16 protein-coding genes are annotated in these 15,030 nt (G+C 60.5%); 7 read left to right on the forward strand and 9 right to left on the reverse strand.

Features of this window, described 5'->3' with window-relative positions:
* Nucleotides 1–120: 120 nt before the first annotated feature.
* Genes JWU58_RS13885 through gnd form a run of 3 tightly spaced genes read right to left on the reverse strand, consistent with a single transcriptional unit; the run spans nucleotide 121 to nucleotide 3,439 of the window.
* Nucleotides 121–942 (reverse strand): HAD family hydrolase, encoded by an 822-nt coding sequence (locus JWU58_RS13885; protein WP_206420308.1) that lies wholly within the window; start codon nucleotides 940–942, stop codon nucleotides 121–123.
* Nucleotides 939–2,462, reverse strand: a complete 1,524-nt coding sequence (gene zwf / locus JWU58_RS13890; RefSeq protein WP_071172391.1) for a glucose-6-phosphate dehydrogenase — start codon at nucleotides 2,460–2,462, stop codon at nucleotides 939–941. The genes JWU58_RS13885 and zwf overlap by 4 nt, the downstream gene beginning before the upstream one ends.
* Entirely contained in the window at nucleotides 2,459–3,439 is a 981-nt protein-coding gene (gene gnd / locus JWU58_RS13895; RefSeq protein ID WP_016774672.1) for a phosphogluconate dehydrogenase (NAD(+)-dependent, decarboxylating), read from the reverse strand. The genes zwf and gnd overlap by 4 nt, the downstream gene beginning before the upstream one ends.
* Nucleotides 3,440–3,714: 275 nt before the next feature.
* On the opposite strand from gnd, the gene JWU58_RS13900 reads away from it, so the two are divergent.
* From JWU58_RS13900 to JWU58_RS13910, 3 genes are all read left to right on the forward strand, one after another.
* Nucleotides 3,715–3,897: a DUF6026 family protein gene (locus JWU58_RS13900; protein ID WP_016774671.1), complete on the forward strand. Its 183-nt coding sequence runs from the start codon at nucleotides 3,715–3,717 to the stop codon at nucleotides 3,895–3,897.
* 210 nt (nucleotides 3,898–4,107) lie between these two features.
* Nucleotides 4,108–5,850: a phosphoethanolamine transferase CptA gene (locus JWU58_RS13905; RefSeq protein ID WP_123442524.1), complete on the forward strand. Its 1,743-nt coding sequence runs from the start codon at nucleotides 4,108–4,110 to the stop codon at nucleotides 5,848–5,850.
* A gap of 194 nt (nucleotides 5,851–6,044) precedes the next feature.
* Nucleotides 6,045–6,254 carry a hypothetical protein gene (locus JWU58_RS13910; protein WP_133337865.1) on the forward strand — a complete coding sequence of 70 codons (210 nt, stop codon included), beginning with the start codon at nucleotides 6,045–6,047 and terminating at the stop codon, nucleotides 6,252–6,254.
* 115 nt (nucleotides 6,255–6,369) lie between these two features.
* On the opposite strand, the gene JWU58_RS13915 is transcribed toward JWU58_RS13910, so the two are convergent.
* From JWU58_RS13915 to zapE, 3 genes are all read right to left on the reverse strand, one after another.
* Nucleotides 6,370–6,867, reverse strand: a complete 498-nt coding sequence (locus JWU58_RS13915; protein ID WP_024012903.1) for a GNAT family N-acetyltransferase — start codon at nucleotides 6,865–6,867, stop codon at nucleotides 6,370–6,372.
* A 201-nt stretch (nucleotides 6,868–7,068) separates the two neighbouring features.
* Nucleotides 7,069–7,650, reverse strand: coding sequence for a DinB family protein (locus tag JWU58_RS13920; protein WP_206420309.1), 582 nt, complete (start codon nucleotides 7,648–7,650; stop codon nucleotides 7,069–7,071).
* Between the two features lie 17 nt (nucleotides 7,651–7,667).
* On the reverse strand, nucleotides 7,668–8,786 hold the full coding sequence (zapE, locus tag JWU58_RS13925) for a cell division protein ZapE (protein WP_206420310.1): 1,119 nt from the start codon (nucleotides 8,784–8,786) through the stop codon (nucleotides 7,668–7,670).
* A gap of 289 nt (nucleotides 8,787–9,075) precedes the next feature.
* Between zapE and JWU58_RS13930 the strand changes: the two genes are divergently transcribed.
* Both JWU58_RS13930 and JWU58_RS13935 read left to right on the forward strand, forming a co-directional pair.
* Nucleotides 9,076–10,542 carry a nucleobase:cation symporter-2 family protein gene (locus JWU58_RS13930; protein WP_110645241.1) on the forward strand — a complete coding sequence of 489 codons (1,467 nt, stop codon included), beginning with the start codon at nucleotides 9,076–9,078 and terminating at the stop codon, nucleotides 10,540–10,542.
* Nucleotides 10,543–10,607: 65 nt separating this feature from the next.
* Nucleotides 10,608–11,081, forward strand: coding sequence for an LEA/WHy family protein (locus tag JWU58_RS13935; RefSeq protein ID WP_125926863.1), 474 nt, complete (start codon nucleotides 10,608–10,610; stop codon nucleotides 11,079–11,081).
* Nucleotides 11,082–11,228: 147 nt separating this feature from the next.
* Here the strand turns inward: JWU58_RS13935 and JWU58_RS13940 are convergent, their stop codons facing one another.
* A complete protein-coding gene (locus tag JWU58_RS13940; protein ID WP_206420311.1) occupies nucleotides 11,229–12,152 on the reverse strand; it encodes a carbon-nitrogen hydrolase family protein in 924 nt (307 codons plus the stop codon).
* A gap of 84 nt (nucleotides 12,153–12,236) precedes the next feature.
* On the opposite strand from JWU58_RS13940, the gene JWU58_RS13945 reads away from it, so the two are divergent.
* Nucleotides 12,237–13,151 carry a LysR family transcriptional regulator gene (locus JWU58_RS13945; RefSeq protein ID WP_206420312.1) on the forward strand — a complete coding sequence of 305 codons (915 nt, stop codon included), beginning with the start codon at nucleotides 12,237–12,239 and terminating at the stop codon, nucleotides 13,149–13,151.
* A gap of 6 nt (nucleotides 13,152–13,157) precedes the next feature.
* On the opposite strand, the gene JWU58_RS13950 is transcribed toward JWU58_RS13945, so the two are convergent.
* Entirely contained in the window at nucleotides 13,158–13,412 is a 255-nt protein-coding gene (locus JWU58_RS13950) for a hypothetical protein (protein ID WP_003224595.1), read from the reverse strand.
* Nucleotides 13,413–13,566: 154 nt separating this feature from the next.
* Between JWU58_RS13950 and JWU58_RS13955 the strand changes: the two genes are divergently transcribed.
* Nucleotides 13,567–13,884, forward strand: a complete 318-nt coding sequence (locus tag JWU58_RS13955; protein WP_016774661.1) for an ElaB/YgaM/YqjD family protein — start codon at nucleotides 13,567–13,569, stop codon at nucleotides 13,882–13,884.
* A gap of 59 nt (nucleotides 13,885–13,943) precedes the next feature.
* Here JWU58_RS13955 and JWU58_RS13960 read toward each other — a convergent pair whose 3' ends face one another.
* A complete protein-coding gene (locus JWU58_RS13960; RefSeq protein ID WP_160769105.1) occupies nucleotides 13,944–14,972 on the reverse strand; it encodes an Ldh family oxidoreductase in 1,029 nt (342 codons plus the stop codon).
* Nucleotides 14,973–15,030: the final 58 nt, after the last annotated feature.

Below are 15,030 nucleotides of genomic sequence, written 5' to 3' on the forward strand. Positions count from 1 at the left end.
CACTGAATAACCCTGTGGGAGCGAGCCTGCTCGCGAATGCGTTAGGTCAGGCAAAGAAGGTGTTGAATGTGCCGACGCCTTCGCGAGCAGGCTCGCTCCCACATTGGTTTTTGTGTCGGGTCAGTGCGGGAGGATGTACTGCTCGATCGCCAAAGCCACGCCGTCTTCGGTGTTCGACGCTGTAACGACATCAGCCTGGCGCTTCACCGCATCTTCCGCCTGCCCCATGGCAATCGACAAGCCGGCGCATTTGAACATCGCCGGGTCGTTGCCGCCGTCGCCGATGACAGCGGTTTGCTCCAGCGGCACGCCGAGGTATTCGGCAATGGTTGTCAGCGCGGTACCTTTGTTAGCCTCAAGCGCAGTGACGTCCAGATACACCGGCTGCGAACGCGACACTTGCGCCATGCCGTTGACCTTGGGTAACAGCTGCGCCTCCAGCTCGATCAACAACTCTGTGTTGTTGCTGGTGGCAACGATCTTGTCGATCCGCTCCAGATAGGGCTCGAAACTCTCGACCACCACCGGCGGATAGCCGAGGCCACTCTGTTCACGTGGGACCATCGGCCCGTGCGGGTCCTTGAGCAGCCAGTCACCGCCGCTGAACACCCAGATTTCCACCTCCGGTTGATCGGCAAACTGCGCCAGAGCAATCAGCGCGGTCGTCGCCGGCAAATAATGCGCGGCCAACAGTGTGCCGTCCGGTTTGACGATCGTGCCGCCATTGAACGCCGCTGTCGGCAGATCAACGCCCAGCGCCTCGATCTGCTGCAACATGGCTTTCGGCGGGCGGCCGCTGGCGAGGCTGAACAGCACGCCGGCCTCGCGCAGCGAGCGAACGGCGTCGATGGTGCGTTGATTCAGCGTGTGATCCGGCAACAACAGCGTGCCGTCCATGTCGCTGAGCAGAAAACGTATCGGTTGTTTCGACAAATCACTCATCCCAGGCTGTGCCAGACGCGACCGTCGCGAGTCAGCAGATCTTCGGCTGCTTGCGGGCCATCTTCGCCGGCCGCATACGTCTCGACGCTGGCATCCTGCTGCCAAGCATCAAGGAAAGGCTGCACGGCTCGCCAACCGTTCTCGATGTTGTCGGCGCGCTGGAACAGCGTCTGGTCGCCGGTCAGGCAGTCGTAGATCAAGGTTTCGTAGCCAGTCGACGGCTGCATCTCGAAGAAATCCTTATACGCAAAACCCAGTTCGATATTGGCCATGTTCAGCGCCGGCCCGGGCCGCTTGGCCAGCAGGTCGAACCACATGCCTTCGTTTGGCTGGATCTGGATGCGCAGGTAAGTCGGTTGCAACTCGTCGACTTCGGTGTCGCGGAACTGCGCATACGGCGCCGGTTTGAAGCAGATGACGATCTCTGTGTCGCGCACGCTCATGCGCTTGCCGGTGCGCAGATAGAACGGCACGCCGACCCAGCGCCAGTTGTCGATCATCACTTTAAGCGCGACATAGGTTTCCGTGGTGCTGTCAGGCGACACGTTGGCTTCTTCGCGATATCCCTTCAACGGCTGGCCATCGCGCTCGCCAGCGCTGTATTGGCCACGCACCGAGTTGGCCCGGGCTTCTTCCGTCGACCAGGGACGAATCGCCCCGACGACTTTGGCCTTCTCGCCGCGCACCGCGTCAGCGCCGAAAGCAGCCGGCGGTTCCATGGCGACCATGGCCAGCAACTGGAACAGGTGATTGGGCACCATGTCGCGCAGTGCGCCGGTGTGTTCGTAAAAACTGCCACGGGTTTCCACGCCGACGGTTTCCGCCGCAGTGATCTGCACGTGGTCGATGTAATGGTTGTTCCAGAACGCTTCGAACAGGCTGTTGGAGAACCGGCTGACCAGGATGTTCTGCACGGTTTCCTTGCCCAGGTAATGGTCGATCCGGTAGATCTGCTTTTCGCTCATGACCTTGAGCAGGCAAGCGTTCAAGGCTTCGGCAGTGTGCAGATCGGAGCCGAACGGCTTCTCGATCACCACCCTTCTGAACGCTTCGGGCGTTTCTTCAAGCAAACCGGCGCTGCCGAGACGGCGCACCACTTCACTGAAGAAACGCGGCGCGGTGGCCAGGTAGAACACCGCATTGCCGGTGCCGCTGTCGGCGATTTTCGCCGCCAGGGCTGAATAAGTGCTGTCGTCGAGGAAATCACCCTGGACGTAGCTGATGCCTTTGGCGAGCTTGGCCCACAAGGCCGGATCAAGCATCTGATCGCCCTTGCCGACCTTCGCCGCCACTTCGGTACGGATGAAATCTTCGAGCTTCTGCGCGAAGGCTTCATCAGTAATGGCGTTGTGATCAACGCCGACGATCCGCAGATTCTCGTCGAGCAGGCCGTCGCGACTGAGGTTGTACAGCGCCGGCATGAGCAAGCGCTTGACCAGGTCGCCGTGGGCACCGAACAGGAACAGCGTGGTCGGTGGTGCGGGTTCTGCCTTGGATTTTCTGCGGATCGTACGGGTCATTTCTTGGCAATCTCCACGTGGCCGCCGAAGCCGAAGCGTTGTGCCGACAGGATCTTGTCACCGAAGGTGCCCTGCCCGCGCGAGCGGTAACGGGAAAACAGCGAGTTGGATAGCACCGGTACCGGCACCGCTTGCTCCATGGCCGCTTCGATGGTCCATTGGCCTTCGCCACTGTCGGCGACCGAGCCGGAGAAGCCGTCGAGCTTCGGATCGCTGGCCAGCGCATCGGCAGTCAGGTCCAGCAGCCACGACGAAACCACGCTGCCACGACGCCAGACTTCAGCGATATCGGCCACGTTCAGATCAAAACGCTGATCTTCCGGCAGGCGTTCGCTGGATTTGGTCTTGAGAATGTCGAAGCCCTCGGCGAACGCGGCCATCATGCCGTACTCGATGCCGTTGTGGATCATCTTCACGAAGTGCCCGGCACCGGCGGGACCGGCGTGGATGTAGCCGTGCTCGGCACGGTGGTCATCGGACTTGCGGTCCTTGGTACGCGGGATGTCGCCCATGCCCGGCGCCAGTGCGGCGAACAGCGGATCCAGACGTTTGACCGTCTCGGCGTCGCCGCCAATCATCATGCAATAGCCGCGTTCCAGGCCCCAGACGCCGCCGGAGGTGCCGACGTCGATGTAGTGCAGGCCCTTCTCGTTCAGCGTCTTGGCGCGACGAATGTCGTCCTTGTAGTTGGTGTTGCCGCCGTCGATGATCGTATCGCCGGGCTCAAGCAGTTCGCTCAGGGTGTTGATGGTGTCTTCGGTCGGTGCGCCGGCCGGCAGCATGACCCAGACCGCGCGCGGCTTGTCGAGGCCGGCAACCAGTGCCGGCAAGTCGGCGACGCCAGTGGAGCCCTCGGCGACCAGGTTATCGATGAAAGCGGTATTGCGGTCGTAAACAACGGTGGTGTGCCCGTTGAGCATCAGACGTCGCGCAATATTGCCGCCCATGCGGCCCAGTCCAATAATCCCGAGTTGCATGTGCTGATGCTCCTTACTACAAATAAATGTGTGTCATTGGTTATAGCCCAACGCGACTGATGGAGGTTAGTCCAGAGCGTTGCGATGAAGTTTCCGGGCATTGTGCCCGATCCAGAGTGATAACGCCCCGAATCCTGCCGAAGACACACCGACCATGAAAAATAAAAAAGTTCCCTTTCAGGGCAAAAGAAATCAAAATTCGCGCCGATAGTAAGTCAAGCGCCTCAAAACGAGGAGTGACTTACAGTTGATGCACGCCATTTGCGAGGTGAGCAATGGGCACAGTACACACAGCAATGCCGCCACAAACCCTCTACGTTACGATCCGTCGCGATGAATTGCGCCAGTTGAAAGACGAGCGCGACCAGTTGAAGCACGAATTGGCGCAATTGCGCGCATTGACCCAAGGCTCGCAGCCGCAACCGCGTCCGGTTGTGCAGCGCGCACCCCACGCCTGATCCCCGCCTGCTTCGGGAACGGCCCCCGTCGTTCCCGACACGTTGCACCTCTGACCGCCTGATACTCATCAAACGCGGTGCTTAACAAATCTTTCACATGCCCTTGGGGATACTCCGCCCAATTCTGGCCGTACCTGCGTGTACGGCCTCTGTTCGTCGGTGTCATGGAAGCGTTCCGGCGTGGGATTGATGATTGAGCTGGAGCACTGAATGGCATTGTTCAAACGCAGCAAAACGACTGCGACGGGTTTTGACTGGGCTGGATTTATCTGGCTGTTCGTTTTCTTCTGGTACTTCTCGGGCATCACCCAACTGCTGATCCAGCTGACCGGCACATCCGGCTTCACCGGCTTCCGCCAGGCCTTCGTGATGAGCGCGCTGTGGCTGGCGCCGATGCTGCTGTTCCCCAAACAGACCCGCCTGCTCGCCGCCATCATCGGCGTGGTGCTGTGGGCCTGCTCGATGGCCAGCCTCGGCTACTTCTTCATTTATCAGCAGGAATTCTCGCAGAGCGTCATCTTCATCATGTTCGAATCGAACGTGTCGGAAGCCGGCGAGTACATGACCCAGTACTTCGCCTGGTGGATGATCCCGGCGTTCCTCGCCCATACCGCGTTTGCCTACTTTTTGTGGACGCGTCTGCGCCCGGTCTACATGCCGCGTGGTCGCGCGCTGGTAGCGGCGACGGCAATTGTCGTTGCCGTGGTCGGCTATCCGCTGGTCAAGCAAACCATGCGCATGGGCACCTTCGCCCAAGGTTTCGAGAAATTCGAAACCCGTATCGAGCCCGCCGTGCCCTGGCAGATGGCTGTGGCCTATCACCGCTATCAGGAAACCCTCGCCGACATGCAAGGCATGCTCGACAGTGCGAGCAAGATCCCCCCGCTGAAAAACCTCAAGGACGCCTCGGCCGGGCAACCGGCGACTTTGGTGCTGGTGATCGGCGAGTCGACCAACCGCCAGCGCATGAGCCTCTACGGTTATCCGCGCAACACCACACCGGAACTGGACAAGCTCAAGGATCAACTGGCGATCTTCGACAACGTCATCACTCCGCGCCCCTACACCATCGAAGCGCTGCAGCAAGTGCTGACCTTCGCCGATGAGCAGAACCCGGATCTGTACCTGTCGACGCCATCGCTGGTCAGCGTGATGAAACAGGCCGGTTACAAGACGTTCTGGATCACCAACCAGCAGACCATGACCAAGCGCAACACCATGCTCACGACCTTCTCCGAACAGGCTGACGAGCAGGTGTACCTGAACAACAACCGCAACCAGAACGCCGCGCAGTACGACGGTGACGTTATCGAGCCGTTCAACAAGGCCCTGACTGATCCGGCTGAACGCAAACTTATCGTCGTGCACCTGCTCGGTACGCACATGAGCTACCAGTACCGCTATCCGCCGACGTTCGACAAGTTCCAGGATCGCCAGGGTGTCCCTGCCGGCGTGCGCGATGACCAATTGCCGACTTACAACAGCTACGACAACGCGGTGCTGTACAACGATTTCGTGGTTTCAAGCCTGATCAAGGACTACGCCAAATCCGACCCGAACGGCTTTTTGCTGTACCTGTCCGACCACGGCGAAGACGTCTTTGACTCGGCCGGCCACAGCACCTTGGGCCGCAACGAGAACAAACCGACCGCGCCGATGTACACCATCCCGTTCATGGCCTGGGCTTCGCCGAAGTGGAAAGAAAACCACGACTGGAATTTCGCTGGCGACCTCAGCCGCCCGTACAGTAGCTCGCAGTTCATCCACACCTGGGCGGATCTGGTCGGATTAAGCTCGGATGAACTGGACCGCAGCAAGAGTCTGGTCAGCGACAGCTTCGTGCCGCGCAAACTGTTGATTGGTGATCCGTATCAGACGGCGAAACGCTCACTGATCGATTTCAGCTTGATGAAACCCAAGCAGCCTGCCTCGGCAGAGGTGGCGAAGAAGTAAGACGACAAAGGGCCCGCGAGGGCCCTTTTTTTGTGCGTGCTGGTTGGTGTGCTGCTGCGGTAATCCGTCCTGTAATACCCAGCAATAGTTGCCCTGAACCAGCGTTAACCCATTGTTAATGGCGGCGACACAGACTCTTTTCTGCGGTCTGCTTCACGGACGAACCGACTCCCACTTGTTCAGTAGGAGGCACCATGAAAACCACTACCTTCATTCTCACCACCCTGCTCGCCCTCGGCTCCACCAGCGCCTTCGCCGAAGGCGGCGCCGAGCGCATGCGTTATTACTACGACAATTTCCCGGTCCAGCACGCGCAAAGCGAGCAAAAGGCCGACTCCAGTGCGAAAGAAATCCGCGTCCCTGCTGACCAGACGGCCCAGGTGACCGAGTCTTATCGCGACTGAATTTTACCGAGCAACCGATGAACCTTCCGTGGCTCCGCTCTGGCCCGGGAGATGACAGTTAGGCGCCCTCATTGGGGCGCCTTTTTTTATGTTGGTGATTTGCGGTGAGGCGCCTTCAGGCCTGCAAGTCCTTTATCCAGAACAGCATCCGCCCGTGATCCGGATTGAACATCCCCGGTGCAAAGCCGAATTTGCGATACGAACCCTGCGCCACCGCATTGCCTTCCAGCACTTCCAGGGTGATCTTGCAGCAGCCACGCTGGCGGGCGATTTCTTCTACCTTCTGCAGCATTTTCTGGCTGAGCCCCAGGCCGCGAAATTTGCCGACCACGGCGACGTCGTGAACGTTGACCAGCGGTTTACAGGCGAAAGTAGAGAAGCCTTCAAAGCAGTTGACCAGCCCGGCCGGTTCGCCGCCGACGAAGGCCAGCACGCTGAAGGCATGCGGGCGGCGGGCGAGTTCTTCGGGCAGGCGTTGCAGCAGTTCGGGCGCGATCGGATGACCGCCGCCCATGGGATCTTCGGCGTAGTGGTTGAGCACGATGCCGATGGCTTCGGCGTGCACCGGGTTGCTGTAACTGGCCTGAAGTACGAGTATTTCTGCGGAATCCATTTCCATCCCCGATTAAGCAAAGAGCCCCGGCGCGCAAGGTGCTAGCTGGAAGGCCTAGCGGGGACATTAGCTTGGGTGCGCCTGAGAGGGCAACTTGAAAAGCTGAAGATCAAAAGATCGCAGCCTCGTTGCACTCGTCAGCTCCTCCGGTCCGATATGTGTAGGAGCTGACGAGTGCAACGAGGCTGCGATCTTTCGTGGTCAGTGGCCCCAGATGAGCTCTTCGGTCCAGCCCAGTTCGGCGAAGTCTTCGGCGCGCAATGCGCTTTCGCCGACACAGAAAAATTCATCCAGTTGCGGTGGTTTGACCGCCGTGCCGCTGAGCATGGCGTGCACCTGGCCGCGATGATGGATCTGGTGTTCGAACAGGTGCGAGAGCATGCGCAGGCGGCTGTCATGTTGCGGTTCGTCGCGAGCGATAGTGACGATTCTCGGCAGATCGGCATCGCGCAGTTGCTCGCAATAGGCGATCAGCCGGCGATCAACGCGGGCCTGTTCTGCACGCAGCGTTGCCGCATCGGTAAACGGCTCGTCTGCATTGAAGAAAACGTAGCAATCCGGGTGCGGCTCGTCCCCGCGCAATTCGCGCTCCAGCGCGTCGACGTAGAACCAGTCGCAAGTGAGGATGTGATTAAGCGTGAGGCGGATGCCGGGGAAGAAGCTCACCCGTGGCGCCGCCAGTTCAGTGGCATCGAGCTGGCTCCAGGCCTTGGCCAGACGATGATTGGCCCAGGCATTCTGGTAGGCCATGGTCAGCAAATGATGGGACAACGGTTGACTCATGTCGGCGCCCTCTTCTTTCAGGCTTCAGCGAAGCGCTGCAATTGCATCTCCCGCAAACGGCTGAGGGTGCGGCGGAAAGGGAATTCCAGATAGCCCTCGGTGTACAGCGCCTCCATCGGAACGCTTGCCTCGACGTACAGCGGCACTTTGCGGTCGTAGCATTCGTCGACCAGTGCGATAAAGCGGCGAACGCCGTCGTCGTGCACCGATAACTGTGGCAGTTCCCGGTCGCCGGCGACCACGCGCTCAGCGCCGTCTTCGGTACCGCGCGCAATGCGTCCCTCGCGCTTCTGTGCGCTGAGGTTCGGTACTTCGCTCAACAGAATAGCCCGGTAGCGATCACACAGGGCAATGAAGTCCATGGCGGCGAAAGGTTGCTCGCACAGATCGCTGTAGCGGCACCACAGCACGGATTCGCTGGCTTGCACCACGTTGAGTGTGCGGTGGCCCACGGCGACGGGCTCCTCGCTGTCAGTCTCATCTGCAGCCAGCGATTTGAACACGGCCTCCAGTGCGCTCGGTAAAACATCCGCGCGAACAAAATAACGCTGCTCGATCGTCCCCGGATGCAAGCGATGATCCTCGGCGCCATTCACCGCGACCACGGTCATATGCGCCTTGATCGCCGCAATCGCCGGCGTGAAACGGTCGCGGTTGAAGCCGTCGGCGTATAGATCATCGGGCGGCAGATTGGAGGTGCAGACGATCACCACACCTTCATCGAACATCACCTGAAACAGCCGGCCGAGAATGATCGCGTCACCGATGTCATTGACGAACAGTTCATCGAAGCACAGCACGCGCACTTCGGCGGCCAGCTCTTTGGCCAAAGCGCGCAACGGATCGGCGATGCCACTGAGTTGAAACGAACGCTGATGCACCCAGCCCATGAAGTGATGAAAGTGTTGACGCCGCGCTGGCACCCGCAGGCTCTGATAGAACTGATCCATCAGCCAGGTTTTGCCGCGCCCGACCGGCCCCCACAGGTACACGCCGCCGACCGAGCGGGCGCCGGCGTGCAAGGCTTCATGGCATTTTTGCAAGGCCCAGACCGCGTGTTCCTGGGCTTCATCCTGGATGAAACCCTTGTGGTCGACTGCGTATTGCCAGGCACTGAGGGGGGAGTCGAAAGTCATGCGCGGGAGTATGCCACGGGCGCTTTTCCATTGCCGGTCGAGGCACGTTTGATCGTTCCCGGGCTCTGCGTGGGAATGCCTCAAGGGACGCTCCGCGTTCCAGCTCTGGAAGGGACGCGGAGCGTCCCGGGCTGCATTCCCACGCGGAGCATGGGAACGATCAAAACAAGGGAGAGGCAGTAAAACCTGACCTTTCAGGCAGTTATTGCTCGTTGCCCTCGCCGCCCTCTTCCGGCATTCTGCGCACCCATTTTCTGACCCGGCCCCGCCTTGCGGCGCGCACATCACCATGACCGCCTCTGACAAAACCCCGCGCAACAACGACCTGATCTACGGCCTCAACGACCGTCCGCACCTGACCGCCACGGTGTTCGCCGCGCTGCAACACGTGCTGGCGAGTTTCGTCGGCATCATCACCCCGACCCTGATCATGGGCGGCGCCCTCGGTCTGCACAGTGAAATCCCCTACCTGATCAGCATGGCGCTGTTCGTCTCCGGCCTCGGCACCTTTGTCCAGGCCAAGCGCTTCGGCCCGGTGGGTTCCGGTCTGCTCTGCCTGCAAGGCACCAGCTTCTCCTTTATCAGTGTGATTCTCAGCGCCGGGTTCATGGTCAAGGCGCGTGGCGGTGGCACTGACGAAATCCTCTCGACGATCTTCGGCGTGTGCTTCTTCGCCGCGTTCATCGAAGTGGTGCTCAGCCAGTTCATCGGCAAACTGCGCATGCTGATCACGCCGGTGGTGACCGGCACGATCATCACGCTGATGGGCCTGTCGCTGATCAAAGTGGCGATGACCGACATCGCCGGCGGCTTCGGCGCGCCTGACTTGGGCGCGGCCAGTCACGTATTTCTGGCGGCGCTGGTGATCGGTACCATCGTTGTGTTGAACCGTGTCGACGTGCCGTTTCTGCGCCTGGGCGCGATCGTCATCGGCCTGACCCTTGGCTACGTGGTGGCCTGGCTGATGGGCACGGTGGATTTCGCTTCGATGCCCGAGGTGCCGCTGGTCAGCGTGCCGGTGCCGTTCAAGTACGGTTTCAACTTCGATTGGGTGGCGTTCGTGCCGGTGGCAGTGATTTTCCTTGTGTCGCCGCTGGAAGCGGCCGGTGACCTGACCGCCAACTCGATGATCTCGCGGCAACCGGTGAAAGGCCCGCTGTACATCCGCCGGATCAAATCCGGCCTGCTCGCCGATGGTCTCAACTCGGCCATGGCGGCAGTGTTCAACAGCATGCCGATGGTGACCTTTGCGCAGAACAACGGCGTGATCCAGTTGACTGGCGTGGCCAGCCGCTACGTGGCGTTTTTCATCGCCGGGCTGCTGGTGTTGCTCGGTTTGTTCCCGATGATCGGCGCGGTGCTGCAATTGATGCCGAAACCGGTGCTGGGCGGCGCCGAGCTGGTGATGTTCGGTACCGTCGCCGTGGCCGGGATCAAGATCCTCGCCGAGGCCGGCCTGCATCGACGCAACATGCTGATCGTGGCGATTTCCCTCGGCATGGGCCTGGGCATCGCGGCGGTGCCGGAAGTCCTGCGCGAACTGCCGCAAGCGCTGCGCAATATCTTCGAATCGCCGATCACCGTTGGCGCGTTGTGCGCTATCGTGCTGAACATCTTCCTGCCGGAAGAATTCATCGAGCTGGAAGAAGACGACTTCGACCCGGAAGCTTCGATCCTGCAGGTCATGGAAAACCCCGACGTCACCGCCAAAGGTGAACCCGGCCAAGCGGCGGCTGTCGCACAGTTGAACCGCTGACGTCGCGCCTTGGCAAAAAGGGCTGCACCGGCGACGGTTCAGCCCTTTTTTGTCGAGAGATTTTTATGCGCCGCCTCCACGCCGTCTTCCTGTCGCTTCTGCTGTTGTCGCTCAGTGCCTGCGCATTGTTTCCCAATCGCGACCCGGTGAACATCAACGTGGTCGGCCTCGAACCGTTGCCCAGTCAGGAACTGGAAGTACGCTTCGCGATCAAGCTGCGCGTGCAGAACCCCAATGAAACGGCGATCGATTACAACGGCATCGCCCTGGATCTGGAGGTCAATGGTCATTCGCTGGCTTCGGGTGTGAGCGATCAGAGCGGCTCAATCCCGCGTTTCTCTGAAGCCATTGTCACGGTGCCGGTCAGCGTCTCGGCGTTCTCGTTCCTGCGCCAGACCTTGGGCCTGAGCCAGACGCAAAGCCTCGACAACCTGCCCTACGTGCTGCGCGGCAAACTGGCGGGCGGGTTGTTTGGCACGATGCGCTTTACCGACAGCGGCAAGTTGAGCTTGCCTAAAGCGAGTGCGGCGACTTGGTAGTCAGCGGTTCCAATCGGCAGAACAACACACAATCCCTGTGGGAGCGAGCCTGCTCGCGAAAGCGGTAGTTCAGGCAATTCCAATATTGCAGGTGCCTACGTCTTCGCGAGCAGGCTCGCTCCCACAGGTTCTCTGCAAGTTTCAAGGTCAGGAATTGAACCGCACCCCCGGCTTCGCCCGCTCATCAACGTTCAACTCGAACACATCCGGCCGCGCATAGTGGCCGACCACATCGTAGTCGTACCGCGCGCGGATCAGTTCATCGGTGTCGATTTCCGCCGTCAGCAAACCCGCTTCCCCACGCAACGGTCCAGCCAGCACATCGCCCATCGGCCCGACGATCACGCTGCCACCGGCAATCAAAGGTCGATCCCCGGGCCAATTGGCAATCTCCACCCCCAACGCATTCGGCGAGGCCTGCACCTGACAGGCGCTGACCACGAAGCAGCGGCCTTCATGGGCGATGTGGCGCATGCTGACCTGCCACATCTCGCGCTCGTCAACGGTCGGCGCGCACCAGACCTCCACGCCCTTGGCATACATCGCCGTGCGCAGCAGCGGCATCATGTTTTCCCAGCACACCACCGCGCCAAGCTTGCCGACCTGGGTGTCGAACACCGGCAGCGTCGAGCCGTCACCCTTGCCCCAGATCAGTCGCTCGGTGCCGGTGGGCATGAGCTTGCGGTGTTTGCCGAGCAGCCCGGCCTGCGGATCGAAATACAGCACCGTGCAATACAACGTGCTGCCGGCGCGCTCGATCACGCCGATCACCAGATTGGCCCCGGTGCGCGCTGACAATCCGGCCAGCACGTCGGTTTCGGCGCCAGGCACATCAATGGCGTTGGCAAAATAACGCGCAAAGGCCTCACGCCCCTCAGGCAGTCGATAACCCAACTGGGTGCCGAAACCCTCGCCTTTCGGGTAACCACCGAGCAGGGCTTCCGGCATCACCACCAACGCAGCACCGGAGTCGCGGATTGCGTCTTCCCAGCTCAGGATCTGTTCAAGGGTTTCGCCTTTGCCACCGGGCAAGGCACCGATCTGCAACGCCGCAACTATGGATTTGGCCATCATGTTTACTCCATCAGGTTCAGGTGTTGCCGATTCTCCAGTCTCACGCGATCATGAATAAAGCCCTGCCCACTGCTGAATGATATGAGCCAAATGAATATCGCCGACATCGACCTCAACCTGCTGAAAGTCTTCGAAGCGCTGCACGAGGAATCCAGCGCCAGCCGCGCCGCCCTGCGTCTTGGCGTAACGCAGTCGGCGGTCAGCGCGGCGTTGCGTCGTTTGCGTGAGGTGTATGGCGATCAGTTGTTCGTGCGCACCGGGCGCGGTCTGGCGCCGACGCTGCAAGCCAATCAGCTGAAACCGGTGATCAGCGATGCCCTGAACAAATGCCGGCAAAGTCTGGCCATGCTTGATCCTGCGGCCAATCAATACGACGGTCGCTCGGTAGCGATCGGTCTGTCAGATGATTTTGAAATTGCCTACGGCCGCCGCCTGATCGAGGAAATCGCCCGTCGTGCGCCGAAGCTGCGGCTGATATTCCGCCAGACCCACAGCCAGATCGTCGCCCGTGCGCTGATGGAGCGCAGCATCGACCTGGCGATCACTGCCGGAGGATTTGCCGAGCGCCTGCTCAGCCGTCAGGTGTTGGGCGAAGGTGGCTATGCATGCCTCGTCGATCCAGCCAGTCTTGCGCCGGGCCAGCAGCACATCGAATTGCAGGAGTTTGTCACCCGCGAGCACATTCTGGTGTCGTCGGGCGGCTTTATCGGCATTACCGATGAAGGATTGGCGGCAGTGGGTTTGAGCCGGCGAGTCTGCGCGTCGACCACGCATTTTGCTGCACTGCCCTTTTTGCTCAAGGGCAGTCAGGCGGTGGCGACGATCCCGGCCCATGCCGCCGCAAGTATCGCGGCGCTGAGCGGACTGGCGCTGCTGCCCTGCCCTCTGGCTTTACCGCGCTATCCGGTGGAACTGGGCTGGCGCACCAGCACACAGATCGATCCGGTGCTGGTCAAGGTTCGTGAGGCGATTGCCGCCACGTTCAGCCAAGTGTGAAACAGATTATTTGTTCGCCGCCATCAGGCGATTGACTTCACTGCGCACCATGTTGGCGAACTCCGGCGGCGACATGCCGTCCAGCTCGGCGCGGACCCACTCGGCCCATTTGCCCTTGCGCTTGGAGCGCTCCCCAAACAGGCGCGCGGCTTCGCCTTTGGCTTTGCCCAGATTGTTCTGCCAGAGTTCGAACAGACGGGATTTCTCGTCTTCCAGCGCTGCGCGCTCTGCGAGGGATTTGTCGGCCAGATTGAAACTCATGGGGATTTATCCTGCTGCATAAAATGGCGACATCTTACACGCTCGACACAAATCTTCGGTGCAGGTTTTTCCCTTGTCCGCGAACGACATGCAACTTTTCGCCTGCCGCTACACTCCATTGGTCACTGTCCATTCACCTGCAAGGAGTCACCCAATGGCCCGTAAAACCGCCTCGCAAGCTGCCGAAGAGCAAATCAAGGATCAAGCTTTCAGCGAGCTTCAGGCTCTGATCGAAGAATCGGACAAACTGCTCAAGAGCAGCGCTTCACTGGTAGGCGAAGAAGCAGAAACGCTGCGCGCACAAATTGCCCAGAAGCTGCAGCTGGCACTGGATTCGGTGTCCAGCGTGCGCGACCGCACCAAACCCGCCGTTGAAGCCACGGAAAATTACATCGGTGGCCACCCATGGCAAACCGTAGCGATCTCCGCCGGTTTCGGCCTGGTGGTGGGCCTGCTGCTCGGTCGTCGCTGAGTTCCAGCGCCACAAAAAAAGCGAGCCTTGGGGCTCGCTTTTTTATGCCTTGTGCAAACTCAGTCCCCCGCCAATTCCCGCAACTGCCCCAGCGTCTGTTCATCCAGCGTGATGCCCTGCGCTAATGAGCGGGCACGCTGCAAATGCCGCCGATCCCCCGGCAAACGCTTGAGCCCGACCCCGTGCATCTGCCGCACCAGTTCCTCGCTGCGCTGGGCGAAGTTCTGCCCCGCCGCTTTGCTCGGATCGATCACGATCAACAGCTGGCCGGTCCATGGTGTTTTCGCGCCGGGATGGTTGGACCAGTCGAACTCGAATGAGAAATTGCCGCCGGTCAATGCCGCTGCCAGCAACTCGACCATCATCGACAGCGCCGAGCCTTTGTGCCCGCCGAACGGCAACAACGCGCCGCCTTCGAGAATCGCCTTGGGGTCCTGCGTCGGTTGGCCGAGGCTGTCGACCCCCATGCCGACCGGGAGTTTTTCCCCCTTGCGCGCGGCGATCTGCACATCGCCATGGGCAATGGCGCTGGTGGCAAGGTCGAACACAATCGGCGCGGCGTTGGCCCTTGGTGCGGCGAAGGCAATCGGATTGGTGCCGAACAATGGCCGATCAGCGCCATGGGGCACCACGCAGGTCATGCTATTGACCACGCTCAGCGCGACCAGACCTTCGTCGGCGAAGGGCTCGACATCCGGCCACAAAGCAGCGAAATGATGCGAGTTGCGAATCGCCAGCACCGCGATCCCGGCATGACGCGCCTTCTCGATCAGCAGTGGTCGGGCCGCTGCCAACGCTGGCTGGGCAAAACCGTTGCCGGCGTCAACCCGGACAAACCCCGGCGCGACGTCTTCAACCTGGGGCACCGCATGGCCATTGACCCAACCACTTTTCAGCGTCGAGACATAACCGGGGATGCGAAACACGCCATGACTGTGGGCGCCGTCGCGTTCGGCGTTGGCGCAGTTGGCGGCCAGCACCCGGGCGACGTCGCTGGAAGTGCCGTGGCGCAGAAAAATCGTTTCAAGCAGTTGCGTCAGTGCCTCGAGGGACACTGTGGACGAGCCATGATCGTGTAGCGCAGACATCTGAAGCTCCAGAATGATTATTGGAGGGAACAACAGCGTACGGTCGAATTTGCCCACC

Origin of the sequence: Pseudomonas atacamensis (genome assembly GCF_017167965.1) — a bacterium.
Lineage (GTDB): Bacteria > Pseudomonadota > Gammaproteobacteria > Pseudomonadales > Pseudomonadaceae > Aquipseudomonas > Aquipseudomonas atacamensis.

What these genes read in the sequence shown, in the direction of transcription:
- JWU58_RS13885 (WP_206420308.1), bottom strand. Translation starts at nt 942, where the DNA reads ATGAGTGATTTGTCGAAACAACCGATACGTTTTCTGCTCAGCGACATG.
- zwf (WP_071172391.1), bottom strand. Translation starts at nt 2,462, where the DNA reads ATGACCCGTACGATCCGCAGAAAATCCAAGGCAGAACCCGCACCACCG.
- gnd (WP_016774672.1), bottom strand. Translation starts at nt 3,439, where the DNA reads ATGCAACTCGGGATTATTGGACTGGGCCGCATGGGCGGCAATATTGCG.
- JWU58_RS13900 (WP_016774671.1), top strand. Translation starts at nt 3,715, where the DNA reads ATGGGCACAGTACACACAGCAATGCCGCCACAAACCCTCTACGTTACG.
- JWU58_RS13905 (WP_123442524.1), top strand. Translation starts at nt 4,108, where the DNA reads ATGGCATTGTTCAAACGCAGCAAAACGACTGCGACGGGTTTTGACTGG.
- JWU58_RS13910 (WP_133337865.1), top strand. Translation starts at nt 6,045, where the DNA reads ATGAAAACCACTACCTTCATTCTCACCACCCTGCTCGCCCTCGGCTCC.
- JWU58_RS13915 (WP_024012903.1), bottom strand. Translation starts at nt 6,867, where the DNA reads ATGGATTCCGCAGAAATACTCGTACTTCAGGCCAGTTACAGCAACCCG.
- JWU58_RS13920 (WP_206420309.1), bottom strand. Translation starts at nt 7,650, where the DNA reads ATGAGTCAACCGTTGTCCCATCATTTGCTGACCATGGCCTACCAGAAT.
- zapE (WP_206420310.1), bottom strand. Translation starts at nt 8,786, where the DNA reads ATGACTTTCGACTCCCCCCTCAGTGCCTGGCAATACGCAGTCGACCAC.
- JWU58_RS13930 (WP_110645241.1), top strand. Translation starts at nt 9,076, where the DNA reads ATGACCGCCTCTGACAAAACCCCGCGCAACAACGACCTGATCTACGGC.
- JWU58_RS13935 (WP_125926863.1), top strand. Translation starts at nt 10,608, where the DNA reads ATGCGCCGCCTCCACGCCGTCTTCCTGTCGCTTCTGCTGTTGTCGCTC.
- JWU58_RS13940 (WP_206420311.1), bottom strand. Translation starts at nt 12,152, where the DNA reads ATGGCCAAATCCATAGTTGCGGCGTTGCAGATCGGTGCCTTGCCCGGT.
- JWU58_RS13945 (WP_206420312.1), top strand. Translation starts at nt 12,237, where the DNA reads ATGAGCCAAATGAATATCGCCGACATCGACCTCAACCTGCTGAAAGTC.
- JWU58_RS13950 (WP_003224595.1), bottom strand. Translation starts at nt 13,412, where the DNA reads ATGAGTTTCAATCTGGCCGACAAATCCCTCGCAGAGCGCGCAGCGCTG.
- JWU58_RS13955 (WP_016774661.1), top strand. Translation starts at nt 13,567, where the DNA reads ATGGCCCGTAAAACCGCCTCGCAAGCTGCCGAAGAGCAAATCAAGGAT.
- JWU58_RS13960 (WP_160769105.1), bottom strand. Translation starts at nt 14,972, where the DNA reads ATGTCTGCGCTACACGATCATGGCTCGTCCACAGTGTCCCTCGAGGCA.